The organism is Streptomyces sp. DI166, from assembly GCF_900091315.1.
In the GTDB taxonomy this organism is placed as follows: Bacteria; Actinomycetota; Actinomycetes; order Streptomycetales; family Streptomycetaceae; genus Streptomyces; species Streptomyces fuscus.
In genome coordinates this window covers 30,919-45,655 of the sequence record NZ_FLSP01000071.1, presented here as the reverse complement: position 1 = coordinate 45,655, position 14,737 = coordinate 30,919, and the positions used below count along the sequence as shown (strand labels likewise).

At 73.1% G+C, this 14,737-nt stretch carries 3 protein-coding genes; all 3 read left to right on the top strand.

The features are described from left to right. Positions 1–3 precede the first annotated feature (3 nt). From GA0115233_RS28705 to GA0115233_RS28695, 3 genes are read left to right on the top strand one after another with little or no spacing between them, the layout of a single operon-like run. A complete protein-coding gene (locus GA0115233_RS28705; RefSeq protein ID WP_093723221.1) occupies positions 4–5,970 on the top strand; it encodes a non-ribosomal peptide synthetase in 5,967 nt (1,988 codons plus the stop codon). Beyond that, positions 5,967–13,748, top strand: coding sequence for a non-ribosomal peptide synthetase (locus GA0115233_RS28700; protein ID WP_176711971.1), 7,782 nt, complete (start codon positions 5,967–5,969; stop codon positions 13,746–13,748). Before GA0115233_RS28705 ends, GA0115233_RS28700 begins: the two co-directional genes overlap by 4 nt. Next, positions 13,745–14,725, top strand: a complete 981-nt coding sequence (locus GA0115233_RS28695) for a TauD/TfdA family dioxygenase (protein WP_093723219.1) — start codon at positions 13,745–13,747, stop codon at positions 14,723–14,725. The genes GA0115233_RS28700 and GA0115233_RS28695 overlap by 4 nt, the downstream gene beginning before the upstream one ends. Positions 14,726–14,737: the final 12 nt, after the last annotated feature.

Genomic DNA, 14,737 nt, shown 5'->3' with positions numbered 1-14,737 from the left:
CTGGTGTGTGGGGAGGGGGTGACGGTTCTCAGTCAGACGCCGTCGGCGTTCGCGCAGTTGGTGGCGGTGCGTGGGGTGAGGGCGTTGCCGCATGCGTTGCGGTATGTGGTGTTGGGGGGTGAGGCGCTGGAGCCTGGGGTGTTGCGGCCGTGGTTTGCGTGTGAGCCGGGTGTGACGGTGTTGAACATGTACGGGATCACGGAGGCGACGGTGCATGTGACGGTGCGGCGGGTCACTGAGGCGGATGTGGGTTTGCCGGTGAGTCCGATCGGGGTGCCGTTGGGGGATATGCGGGCGTATGTGCTGGACGGGCGGATGCGGCCGGTGCCGGTGGGTGTGGTGGGGGAGTTGTATGTGGGGGGTGCGGGGGTCGCGCGCGGGTATCTGGGGCGGCCTGAGCTGACCGCGGAGCGGTTCCTTGAGGATCCGTTCGTGCCGGGTGGTCGGGTGTATCGCACGGGGGATCTCGTGCGGTGTTCGGTGTCGGGTGAGCTGGAGTATGTGGGCCGTAATGACGCCCAGGTGAAGGTGCGTGGTTACCGGATCGAGCCGGGTGAGGTCGAGGCCGCGCTGCTGGAGTGCCCGGGCGTCCGCGAAGCCGCCGTCATCGCCCGGGACGACACACTGATCGCCTATCTCGTGGGCGAGGAGATTCACACCGAGGCCATACGGGCCGCCTTGATGTCACGACTGCCGTCGTATCTGGTGCCGTCGGCGTATGTGCGTCTGGACGCCTTCCCGCTGACGGTGAACGGCAAGCTCGACCGGGCCGCTCTGCCCGCCCCCGACGACACCTCCTACGCCCGCGGCGCCTACGAAGAGCCCCGGGACGGAATCGAGCGTGTGCTGGCGGAGATCTGGAGCGACCTGCTCGGTGTCGAACGCATCGGCCGGGGCGACAGCTTCTTCGACCTCGGCGGACACTCCCTCCTCGCGGTCGCCCTGCTGGAGCGGCTACGGCGCAGGGACCTCCGGGTCGACGTGAGGGCGGTCTTCCAGGCGCCCGTCCTGCGGGACTTCGCCGCGCGGGTGGAGTCGGGCGCCGGGCTGGCCGAGGTGCCGCCGAACCCGATCCAGCCCGGCTGCACGCGCATCACCCCGGACATGCTGCCCCTGGTCGAGCTGACCCAGGAGGAGATCGACGGCATCGTCGCCGGCGTCGACGGGGGCGCCGCGAACGTCCAGGACATCTACCCGCTCGCCCCGCTCCAGGAGGGCATTCTCTTCCACCACCTGATCAACACCGACCAGGACCCCTTCCTCCTGCACAGCGTGCTCACCATGGAGAGCCGCGCACACGTGGACCGGTACCTCGACGCGGTACGCGCCGTCACCGCGCGCCACGACCTGCTGCGCACGGCGTTCGTCTGGGAAGGACTCGACACGCCCGTGCAAGTGGTGTGGCGCACGGCGCCGATCCCCGTGGACGAGATCGAACTCGACCCGGTGGACGGGGACATCGCCGAGCAGATCCAGGAGCGCTACACCGCCGAGAACACCCGTATCGACGTCACCCGCGCGCCGTTGATGCGGTTCGTCGTCGCACCGGACCCGGTGAACGACCGCTGGGTGGTGGCGAGTTTCGCGCACCACCTCACCGACGACTACACGACGTACCGCCTGATGCTCTCCGAGATCGCCGCCCACATCATGGGCCGCGAGGACGAGCTGCCGCAGCCCCTGCCCTTCCGCAACTTCATCGCCCAGGCCCGCGGCGCGGTGTCCGCCGAGGAGCACGAGGCGTTCTTCCGCAGGATGCTCGGCGACGTGACCGAGCCCACCGTTCCCTTCGGGCTGCGCGAGGTGCGCGGACACGGCGGTGACACCGACGTGGCCCACCTTCCGGTGGACGAGGAACTGGCCCGGCGGCTGCGGGAGCGGGCACGACACTTCGGAGTCAACCCCGCCAGCCTCTTCCACCTGGCCTGGGCCCAGGTGCTCGCCAGGTTCGCCGGACAGGACGACGTGGTCTTCTGCACGATCCTCTTCGGCCGGATGGCCGGAGGAGCGGGCGCCGACCGGACCATGGGCGTGTTCATCAACACGCTGCCGGTCAGGATCGGTATCGACGAGCGCGGTGTCGCCGACAGCGTCCGGGACACGTACGGCCTGCTCACCGAACTCCTCGGACACGAGCACGCGCCGCTCGCACTGGCCCAGCGGTGCAGCCAGGTCCCGCCCGGCGAACCGCTGTTCTCCGCACTGCTCAACTACCGGTACAGCGTCAGCCTGCCCCGACAGCAGAGCACGCCGTACGCGCAGGCCGGCGACGGCATCGAGATGGTCCACGCCCGCGAACGCAGCAACTATCCGCTGATGCTCGCCGTCGACGATCGCGGCGACGGCTTCGAACTCACCGGCCACGTCCAGCGACCCATCGACCCCGAGCGGGTGGTCACCTTCATGCACCGGGCGCTGGAGGTGCTGGCGGACGCCCTCGAACAGACCCCCGACCGGCCCGTGCGCGACCTGGACGTGATGCCCGCCGCAGAACGGGAACGGCTGCTGGGCACCTGGGCCGGGCACGAGCAGCCGTACCCGCGGGACCGGTGCGTACACGAACTGTTCGAGGAGCAGACCCGGCTCACCCCCGACGCCCCCGCCCTGCGGCACCTCGACCGCGCATGGAGCTACGCCGAACTCGACGCCCGGGCCACCTCCTTGGCCGACCGGCTTCGACTGCGCCCCGAGGACCGGGTGGCCGTGTGCGCCGACCGCAGTCCCGAACAGGTCATCGCCCTGCTGGCGATCCTCAAGGCCGGAGGCGCGTACGTGCCCCTCGACCCCGCGCACCCCAGGGAACGGCTCGCGCTCATGCTGTCCGACAGCGCGCCGGTCATGGTGCTCGCCGACGAGCGGGGCCGAACCGCCCTCGCCCCCCTGACCCTGCCCTGCCACGACCTGGCCGAAGGCCCGGTCGCCGCCCCGACCACACCCGCCCCCATACCGGTCGCGGCCCTGGCGGCACCCGCCCCCGTACCGGCCGGCGCCCCGGCGACCACCGCCCCCGCCCCGGCCGCAGTTCCCCCGCACCCCGACCGGCTCGCCTACGTCGTCTACACCTCCGGCTCCACCGGCGTACCGAAGGGAGTCGCGGGGGAGCACCGGGCGCTGGTCAACCGACTGCACTGGGCCCGGACCGCGCTGCCCGCCTCGGCGGTGCACGCACAGAAGACATCGATCGGCTTCATCGACGCCCTCACCGAGACACTGACCCCCCTGGTCAGCGGAGCCGTGCTCGACATCGTGCCGCCCGAGGACGCGGTGGACCCCGCGCGCCTCGCCGCCCACCTGGCGGACCGCGGCATCGACCGGGTGACGCTCGTACCGTCCCTGCTGTCCGCACTCCTGGACACGACGGCCGACCCGCTCGGCGTCGAACTGGTCGTCTGCTCGGGAGAACCCCTGCCCCCGGCCCTGGTGGCCCGGCTGCGCGCGCACAGCCCGGCGGTGACCCTGGTCAACCAGTACGGGTCGTCGGAAGTGGCCGGAGACGTCACCTTCCGGGGCCACCCGGCCCAGGACACCCCCTCCGAAGCCCCACAGGCGGCTGACTCCGCCGCCTCCGTGGGCGTACCCATCGCCAACGCCCGCGTCTACGTCCTGGACGCCCGCGGTCGCCCCGCGCCCGCCCAGGTCACCGGCGAGGTCCACGTCGGCGGAACACCCGTGGCGCGCGGATATCTCGGCGCTGCGGACGACCGGTCCTTCACCGGCGACCCGTACGGGCAGGGCCGCCTCTACCGCACCGGTGACCTGGCCCATTGGACCGAGGACGGCACGCTCGTCCTGAGGGGCCGCGCCGACCGGCAGGTGAAGATCCGGGGCTTCCGCGTCGAACTCGGCGAGATCGAGACCAGGTTGCGGGAGCACGTCCGCGACGCCGTGGTCCTGGCCGACGGTGACCGGCTGGTGGCCTACTACACGGCCGAAGACCCCGCCCCTTCCGCACGGTTGAGGGCCCGCCTGGGCGCCGTACTGCCCGCGCACATGGTGCCCGCCGCCTTCGTGCACCTCAGCGCCTTCCCGCTGACCCCCAGTGGCAAGCTCGATCCGAAGGCGTTGCCCGCCCCCGACGCCACCTCGTTCTCGACCGGGACGTACGTCGCACCCGTGGGCGCCGTGGAGACGGTGATCGCCGGTGTGTGGGCCGACCTGCTCGGCCATGAACGGGTGGGCCGCAACGACCGGTTCCTCGATCTCGGCGGACACTCCCTGATGGCCGCCCGCGCGGGGCTCAGACTGCGCGCGGCCGGAGTGCACCTGACGGCCGCGGAGCTGTTCGGCAACCACAGCGTGGCCGCGCTCGCCGCCCGGCTGCTGGAGCGCGACCCCCGGCTCACCGGCCGTGACGCGCTGCCGCTGCGCCCGGGCAAGGGGACCGACACCCCGCTGTTCCTCGTCCACGACGGCGCCGCCAGCCTGCTGTACGCCCCCGCGCTCGCCGAGGAACTCGCGCCGGACCTGCCGGTGTACGGCCTTCCGCCCGCGCCGCTCGGGGACGCGCAGCCCGTCACCATCGAGGGCATGGCCTCGCGCATGGTCGGGATGATCCGCGCTGTGCAGCCGTCGGGTCCCTACCGGATCGCCGGGTGGTGCACCGGCGGCGCCCTGGCCTACGAGATCGCCGCCCAGCTCCTCGGCGCCGACGAGGAGGTGTCGTTCGTCGGCATGCTCAACACCACCTGGTCGCCGCCCGGACGGACCGTCGTGCCGGAACCCGATCCGCGCGCGGAGGTGCTCTCCTGGCTCGGCGCCGAGGACCGTGGCGAGCCGCTGGCCGAACTGGTGGCACGGGCCGTGGCCGCCGACGTACTCCCGACGGCGGTGGCCGACGTCCCCGAAGAGTTCATCGAGGCCGCCATCCTGCGCAAGCACACCGTGGAGGCCGCGGCCGCCGGCTACACCCCGGCTCCCGTGCCGGTGCCGGTGCACTACTTCAGCGCCGTCGAACACGACCCCTCCCAGCCGCTCGGCGGCTGGGACCGCGCCCTGCCGGACGTGGAGTTCCGACGCGTCCCGGTCCCCGGCACCCATCAGTCGATGCTGCGCCCACCGCACCTCGGCACGACCGCCGCGGCCCTGACCGGGGCACTCGCCGACGCCCGGCCCGTCTCGGTTCCCCCCTTCACCGCCCTGACCACCCTGCGCACCGGACGGCCCGGCGTCGCACCCCTGATCTGCCTGCCCGGCGCCGGAGCGACCGTGGTGAGCTTCCAGCCTCTGGTGGGTGTCCTCGGCGACGAGCGACCCGTGTACGGGCTTCAGCCGCGTGGACTCGACGGCGCGGACCTCGCCCACACCAGCGTGGAAGCCGCCGTCGCTGCCCACCTCGCGGAGCTGGACGCGCTCACCGGCACCGGGCCCGTGCACCTGCTCGGCCACTCCTTCGGCGCCTGGACCGCCTTCGAGACGGCCTGCGCGCTCACCGCGGGCGAAGGGCGGGGCGACCGGGTCGCCTCTCTGACCCTCCTGGACGGCGAGCCCCCCGCGCCCGTCGCCACCGTCCCCGAACTCGACGACGTGACCGCCCTCTTGCACCTGGTGGCCGTCTACGAGGATCTCGCGGGCGCACCCCTCGGGCTGACCGCCGACCAGTTGGCTCCCCTCGACGAGCCGGGCCGCCTGCGACTCCTGCACGAGCGGGCCGCCGCCCTCGGCCTCGTGCCGCGCGGCTCTGCCCCCGAGGTGCTGGCCGGCCCCGTCCGCACCTTCATCCGCTGCCTGCGCACCCCGTACACCCCGCGCCGCACCTACGACGGGCCCGTCACGCTGGTGCTGGCGGCCGGCCCGGACCGGGACGACACGGCCGCACGCGCCCACCGAGCCGATGTGCTGCACGCCTGGCGGCGGTACGCCCCGCGGGCGGTCCTGCGCGTCAGTCCCGGCACCCACATGACCATGCTCACCGAACCCCATGTCGCCGCCTTGACCGAGCACCTCGTACCCGCCCGGGAGGACCAGCGGTGACCACGCAGCCCCTGCCCGACGCCCCGGCTGCGCGCCTCCACGAGGCCGTCGCCGCCCGAGCCGCCCGCGAACCGGACCGCCCCGCCGTCGAGGACGGCGACACCCTCCTGACCTACCGCGACCTGGACACGCTGGCCCGGGCCTACGCGGGAACCCTGGACTGTCCGCCCGGATCGCTCGTCGCGGTCGCCATGCCCCGCGGCGCCGCGTACGTGGCGGCGGTGCTGGGCGTGCTGAAGGCCGGCTGCACATTCCTGCCGACCGACCTGTCCGTCCCCGCCGCCCGCCAGGAGACGATCCTGGCCGACGCCCGGCCCTCGGCCGTCCTGACCGGCCCGCCGGACGCCGACCCGGCCGCTCGCCCGCACCACCCCGCCCCCGACGCGGGCGACACCACGGACACCCCCGCCTACTGCATCTACACCTCCGGCTCCACCGGCACCCCCAAGGGCGCGCTGCTGACCCACGACGGCCTGCGTGTGGTCGCCGAGGCCCAGCGCACCGTCCTCGGCGCCGAACCCGGCGACCGTGTCGCCCAGTTCGCGTCACCCGGATTCGACGCCTTCGTCTTCGAACTGACGATGGCCCTGGCCCACGCCGGCACCCTCGTCCTCGTCCCCGACGTGATCCGTGCCGAACCGCAGGCCCTGGCCGGGTTCCTCCGCGCACGTGCCGTGACCTTCGCCGTCCTGCCCTCCCTCGTGACGGCCGGGCTGGGCGCCGCGGAGCCGGTACCCGGTCTGCGTGCCGTGGCCTCCGCCGGTGACGTCCTGCCCCCGCACGTCGTACGGAACTGGCCGCACCCCGGCCCGCTGTACAACCTCTACGGCCCCACCGAAGCCACCATCTGGTCCACGGTCCACCGCTGCGACCCGGCCGACCCGGCGCCCACCGTCCCCATCGGCACGCCGGTACCGGGAGTCGGCGTCCACCTGGTCGACGGCGAGATCCTGATCAGCGGCCCCACCCTCGCCCAGGGCTACCTCAACCGGCCCGAACTCACCGCCGAGCGCTTCCCCGTCGTCGACGGTGTCCGTATGTACCGCACCGGCGACCTCGGCCGGCTGCGGGCGGACGGCGCCATCGAGTTCCTCGGCCGACGCGACCACCAGGTCAAGGTGCGCGGCTTCCGCGTCGAACTGGGCGACGTCGAGGCCGCCCTGCGCACCCATCCCGAAGTCACCGACGCGGTGGTGCTGTCGAAGGACGACCACCTGGTCGCCTACACCGTGCCCGAGACCGGCGCCGACCTGCGGGCCCACCTCGCCGCCCGGCTGCCCGGCCACATGGTCCCGGCCCGCGTCCACACCCTGGCCGCCTTCCCGCTCAACTCCAGCGGCAAGGCCGACCGCGCCGCACTCGCCGCCCTCCGGCATACGCGGACGTCCCCTCTGCCCAGGACCGAGGCGGAGCGTGCGGTGGGCCGCGTGTGGTGCGAGACACTCGGGCTGACCGAGTGCGCGGTCCACGAGCACTTCCAGGACTGCGGCGGCCACTCCCTCTCCGCCGTCCGGCTCGCCAACCGGCTGAACCGCCGACTGGGCACGCGGCTCACCGCCCTGGACGTCCTGGAGGACGGCACCATCGCCCGCCTGGCCCGGCACGTCGACGACCTCGCACTCCAGCCGCCCGACCCCGTCCCGCAGGCCGCCCCCGCCCCCGCCCACGGCCCCCGTCCCGCCTCCGCCGCCCAGCAGCAGGTCGCCTACGCCATCGAGGCGGAGGGCGCAGCACGCGCCTACCTGGCCCGCTCCCGGCTCACCCTGCGCGGCCCGCTGGACGTCCCCGCCCTCGGCGCGGCCCTCCAGGAGATCACCCGGCGCCACGAGATCCTCCGCACCCGCTTCGTCCTCCAGGACGGAGCCCTCATCCAGCTCACCGAGGAATCCACCGAGGTGACCCTGGAGGTCCACGAGGGCCCCGAGGAACCCGTCTGGGACACGCTCGTCGAGGACGTCCTCGACCCCACCGTCCTGCCCCTGACCCGATGGGCACTGATCCGCCGTGCCCCCGACGAACACCTGCTGCTGCACGCCGAGCACCACTACGTGCACGACGGCTGGTCCCACCAGGTCTTCCTGGCGGAGCTGTCGGCCCTCTACTCGGGCCGGCGCCCGCACGACCCGGTCCAGTTCGCCGAGTTCACGCAGTGGCAGCAGGAATGGCTCGGCTCCCCGGAGGCCGCCGCCCAGGAGAAGCACTGGCAGCAGGTTCTGCGCGACGCCCCACCACCCCCGGCTCTCGCCTCCCTCGGCCCCGGCACGGGCACCGCGCGCGGCCGACTGCTGCGCCACCGCCTGCCCGCGACCCTCGTCCGCCATGTCGCCGGCCTCGCAACGGAGTTGCGACTCACCCCCTTCCAGGTGATGTTCGGCGCCTTCGCCCTGCTGCTGTCCCGACAGACCCGCACCACCGACCTGCTCCTGGGCACCACCGTCGCCAACCGTACCGACACCGCGTGGGAGCGGGTCATCGGAATGATCGTCAACACCGTCCCCGTACGCGTCCGCTCACCGCACGCCGAAACAGCCGGCGACTACCTCCGCGAGGCCCGCGACGGGCTCCTCGCCTCCCTGCGCGCCGCCGAACTCCCGCTCTCCCGTATCGTCGCCGCCACCCACACACCCCCGCCCACCGTCCTGTTCAGCCAGCACTCCGCCGCCGACGACGACACGCTCGACTTCCGGGATCTGACCGTCGAGGCGGAAGTGGCGCTCGCCAACGACACCGCGAAGTTCCCCCTCAGCGTGACCGTCGTCCCGCACGCCGGGGACGGTGCCGACGTCCTCTTCGAATACGCCCCCCACCGCTGGGACGACACGAAGACCGAACGACTCGCCGCCGCCTACATCGACCTGCTGACGTCCCTGAGCCCCGGACTGAGCCTCCAGGAGACCGACACCTTCCTCCCCGACCTCGGCCCCGGCGCACCGGGCAACACCTACGGAACCCCCTGGCACGGAGGCATCCCGGCCCGCTTCGCCGCCCACGCGGCCCGCCACCCCGACCGTACGGCGGTGGTCGGCGCAGACCACCGCTGGACCTACGCCGCCCTGCTGCGCCGCTCCGGCGACTACGCCGCCCACCTCACCGCCGCCGGAGTCGGCCCCGGCGACCTGGTCGGCATCCGGCTCGACCGCGGACCCGAACTGCCCGCGGCCATGCTGGGAGTACTGCGCACCGGCGCCGCCTACGTCCCCCTCGACCCGGACCAGCCCACCGCCCGCACCGACGCCCTCGCCGAACAGGCCCGCACGGCCTGCCTCATCGACACCCCGGTACCGGCCGGCACCCCGGGCCCGGACGAGCCCCTGACCCCCGAGACCCCCGTCTACTGCAGCTTCACCTCCGGCTCGACCGGCCGCCCCAAGGGCGTACTGGTCCCGCACGCCGCTCTGGAGAACGTCCTCGACTTCTTCCACGACCAGGCCCCGGACCGGTTCACCCGCGTGCTCGCCGTGACCCCGGCCGCGTTCGACATCGCCAACCTCGAACTGCTCCTGCCGCTGTGCCACGGCGGCACCGTGATCGTCGCCGACCGCGACCAGGCCCGCGACGGCGAGGCACTCCTCGCCCTGGCCTCCCGTGAACGCGTCACCGTCATCCAGGCCACGCCCTCCACCTGGCGCCTGCTCACCGCGGCCCCCTCCTGGGCCGCCGGCCCCGCCCGGCCGCTGCTCGCCCTCAGCGGCGGGGAGGCCCTGCCCAGCGCTCTCGCCGCGGCGATCCGAACGCGGGCGGACGAACTGTGGAACGTCTACGGCCCCACGGAGACCACCATCTGGTCGACCTGGCACCGCAGCACGGGCACCGCACCCGGCCCCCACGAGCCCATCGGCACCCCTGTCGCCCACACGGCCGTCCACCTGCTCGGCCCCGACGGGACGCCCGTGCGGGACGGCGAGATCGGCGAGATCCACATCGGCGGCGCGGGCGTCGCCCTCGGCTACCTCCACGAGCCCGAACTCACCGAACGGGCCTTCCTGCCCGACCCGTTCGCGCCCACACCCGCCCGCATGTACCGAACCGGCGACCTGGCCCGGCGGGGCCCGGACGGGCTGGAGTTCCTCGGCCGCACCGACGACCAGGTCAAGATCAACGGGCATCGGGTGGAACCCGGAGAGACCGAGTCCGCCCTGCGCGCCGAGCCCGGCATCCGCGACGCGGTGGTCGTCGCCCGCACCAACTCCCTCGGCGAATCCGACCTCCTCGCCGTCGTCACCACCCACGACCCTGACCTGGACACCACCGCCCTCCGGGCCCGGCTGGCCGACCGCCTGCCCGGATATCTCGTCCCGGCCACGATCCGCCGTGTCGACGCCTTCCCACTGACCCCCAACGGCAAGCTCGACCGCCGGGCCCTGCTGGCCGGAGCGGGACCCGAATCGGCAGACCGCCCGAAGACCGCTGCCGAAGCCCGGCTCACCCGCGTCATCCACCGGGTCGACCCCGCCTGCCCCGACGACCCGCAGGCCACCTTCACCGCACTGGGCCTGCACTCCCTCGCCCTGCTGCGGCTCACCGTGCTCTGCCGCGACGAGTACGGTGTCCCCCTCACCGTGAGCGAGGTCCGCGAACGCGCCACCCCGGCCGCCCTCGCCCGGCTGCTCGCCGACCGGTCGGCCACGACAGCCCCGTACGACGACCGCCGGACACCGGACGAAGACCTCCACCGGGCCGCTCCCGAGGCCGCACCCGCCCTCTCCCGCGCCCAGGAGGGCCTGTGGACCCTGTGCCAGGCCCCGGAGGCCGGCGCCGCCTATCACGTGCCCGTCGGGGTCCGCCTGAGCGGAGACCTCGACACCGACGCCCTGCGGGCCGCCCTGGAACGCGTCGTGGAGCGCCACGAGGTCCTGCGCACCACCTTCCGCGCCGGCCCGGACCTCCTCCCACAGTCCCACGTCGGCCCCGTCCGCCTCGGCCCCGACGACGGCACCCCCTTCGACCTGGCGAACGGCCCCCTCGTCCGGGCCTCCCTCACCCGTGAAGGGGACCGCACGCACCGGCTCACGCTCACCCTCCATCACCTTGTCGCCGACGCCTGGTCCCTGGAGATCCTCTGGCGCGAACTCGGTGTGCTGTACCAGACGTTCAGCCGGGGCGAACCCGACCCGCTGCCCGCCCTGCCCGTGCAGTACGCCGACTACGCGGTCTGGGAGCGCGGCAGATCCGCTCACCAGGACAAGCAGGAGCGGTTCTGGCTCGACACCCTGGCCGGCGCTCCGACCGTGCTCACCCTGCCCACGGACCGCACCCGGCCACCGCGCCAGGACCACCGCGGGGGGCTCGTCACACGCACCCTGGACCCGGACCTGACCCGTGCCCTCGCCCGATTCGGCGAACGCCATGACACCACCGCCTTTGAGACGCTCGCCGCGAGCTGGGCCGCCCTGCTCTCCCGGCTGTCGGACCAGACCGACCTCGTCGTCGGCACCCCCGTCACCCGCCGTGAACACACGGCCGTCCAGGACCTCATCGGCTACTTCGTCAACACCGTGGCCCTGCGCTTCGACACCTCCGGCAACCCGACCACCGCCGAGTTCGCCGCCCGGGTACGCGGGACCGTCCGGGCCGCTCTCGCCCATGCCGACGTGCCCTTCGACCGGGTGGTCGACCTGGTGGCCCCACCCCGCACCCCCGCCCACAGTCCGCTCTTCCAGTGCCTCCTCGCCTGGCAGGAGCGTTCGACCCCCCTCAGCCTGCCCGGCCTCACCACGGAACCCCTGCCCCGCGCGGGGCACACCACGGCCAAGTTCGACCTGGCCCTCCAGCTCACCGACCTCGAAGACCACATCGAGGCCGAACTGGAGTACGCGAGCGCCCTGTTCGACGAGGAGACCGCCACCCGCCACCTGGAGAGCTGGCTGGTCCTGCTGAAGGCCATGCTCGACGACGACCAGCAGCACCTGGACGACCTGCCCTTCCTCTCCCCGCAGGCGGCACACCACCAACTGCGCGCGTTCAACGGCCCCGTGACGGACATCCCCGCCCACTGCCTGCACACGCTCGTCGAGGAGCAGGCCGCCCGCGTGCCCCACCGCACCGCCGTACGCCACCAAACGGACACCCTCACCTACCGGCAGCTCGACCAGCGCGCCAACCGCCTCGCGCACCGCCTGAAAGACCTGGGCATCGGCCCCGGCGACCGGGTCGCGATCTGCCTCGACCGGGGCACCACCCTCGTCGTCGCCGTCCTCGCCGCCCTGAAGTCCGGCGCGGCGTACGTCCCCCTGGAACCGGACCGGACCACGGCCCGGACCCGGCTGATGCTCGCCGACTGCGCGCCCGCGGCCCTCATCGCCGACCCGGCCCACGCGGCCGCGCTCCTCACCGAAACCGACACTTCACCGAGCCCGCAAGCAGCGGACCACACCCCCGCCCGCCTGCCCGTGGTCGACCCCTGCGGCCCCCTCCCCGAAGCCACGGAACCCGTGCCGCCCTCGGCCACACCCGAAGACCTCGCGTACGTCATCTACACCTCGGGCTCCACCGGCGTACCGAAGGGCGTGCAGGTCGAACACCGCAATGTGGTCGCCCTGCTGACCCACTGGCGCGCCCAACTCCCGCAGCAGGACGGGTTCACCGCCTCGATGTGGAGCGGCGTCGGCTTCGACGTCAGCGTCCTGGAACTCTTCGCGGCCCTCACGACCGGCGCCACCCTGCACCTGATCCCCGAGACCGTCCGCCTCGACACCGACGCCGTGACCGCCTGGCTTGGCGAGCACGGCATCCAACACGCCTACCTGCCGCCCTTCCTGGTGCGCAGACTCCGCCCGGGTGACCTGACAGGCATGCAGACCCTCCTGGTCGGCGTGGAACCCCTCCACGAGGCCTCCCTGCATCAACTGGCCGCCACTACACCAGGCTTGCGGATCGTCAACGCGTACGGGCCCACCGAGGCGACCGTGCTGTGCACGACCTACCACACCCTCGGCGACCACGACCGGAACGCCCCCATCGGCCTGCCCGTCCCGAACACCCGCGCCTACGTCCTCGACCGCCACCTCAGACCCGTACCGCAGGGGATGCCCGGCGAACTGTGCGTCTCCGGCGCCCAGGTGGCACGCGGCTACCTGAACCACGACAGCCCCGCCTTCACCGACGACCCCTTCCACGGCGGCCGGATGTACCGCACGGGGGACCTGGTGCGCCGACTCGCCGACGGCACCCTGGAGTTCCTGGGCCGCCACGACGACCAGATCAAGATCCGCGGCTATCGGGTGGAACCGGGCGAGGTGGCCGCCACAGCCACCGCCCACGAGCAAGTGACCGAGGCGCGCGCCCTGTTCACCGACGGCACGCTCACGCTCTACTACGCGGGTACCGCCGAGCCCGCCGACCTGCGCGCCCATCTCCGTGCCCGGCTGCCCGGCCCCATGGTCCCCGCCCAGTGCGTACGGCTGCCCGCCCTGCCCCTGCTGCCCAGCGGCAAGCTCGACCGGACCGCACTCCCGGCACCCGACAAGAGCCGGCCGGTGAACAGCCCTGCGCAGGGGGAGACAGAGGTCGCCCTCGCCGGCCTCTGGACGGAACTCCTCGGCACCGCCGAGCCCTTCCGCGAGGACGACTTCTTCGCGCTCGGCGGCCACTCCCTTGCCGCGGTGCGCCTCACGGCGATGGTCAGGGTCCGGTTCGACGTGGACCTCACCCTCGCCGACGTGTTCGACCACCCGACCCTCGCCGCCATGGCCCTGCGCATCGTCGACCTGGGGCTGGCCGCATTCGACCCCGAGGACCTCGCCGTCCTCCTCGACGAACTCGGACAGGAGCCGTCATGAAGGAGACACTGACCATCGAGGGCGGGCCGCTCGTCCTCACCCCCTCCGACACCCGTGACCTGCCAAAGGCACTGACCGACCACCGCGAGGAGGTCGATACCCGGCTGACGGAACAGGGAGCGGTACTCTTCCGCGGCTTCGACATGACCACCCCGGAGGACTTCGCCCGTTTCGGACGCGCCGCCTCCGCGGCCCGCCTCGACTACACGTACCGCTCCACACCGCGCTCCACCGTCACCGACGGAGTCTTCACCACCACCGAATACCCCGCGGACCAGGAGATCGCCCCGCACTGCGAGAACGCCTACCAGCGCACCTGGCCGCTGAAGCTCGCCTTCTTCTGCCAGACCCCGGCCACCACCGGGGGCGAGACGCCACTCGCCGACCTGCGCGCCGTCACCGCCGCCCTCGACCCGGACCTGCTGGACCGCTTCGAGACACGCGGTGTGCGCTACGTACGCCACTACCGCCCGCACATCGACCTGCCCTGGCAGGTCGTCTTCCAGACCGACAGCCGCGAGGGCGTCGCCGCGTACTGCGCCGACCACGGCATCGACCACACCTGGCTCGACGACACCACGCTGCGCACCGCCCAGACCAGCCAGGGCGTCGCCTACCACCCCCGCACCGGCGAGCGGGTCGTCTTCAACCAGGCGCACCTCTTCCATGTCTCCAACCTGCCCCCGGAGACCGCCCGGGCCCTGACGTCCCTGTACGGCCCCGAAGGACTGCCCCGCAACGCCACCTACGGCGACGGCACGCCCCTCGCCCCCGAGGAACTGGCCGCAGTACGGGACGCCTTCGCCGCAGCCATGGTGACGTTCCCCTGGGAGGCCGGCGACGTACTCCTCGTGGACAACATGCGCATGGCCCACGCCCGCCGCCCCTATGAGGGCCCCCGCAAGGTCCTGGCCACCCTGATGGACTCCTACGCCCCCAGGGAGCGTGAGGGTTTGAAGGAGGGCCGGACCCGCTGAGGCGAACGAGCC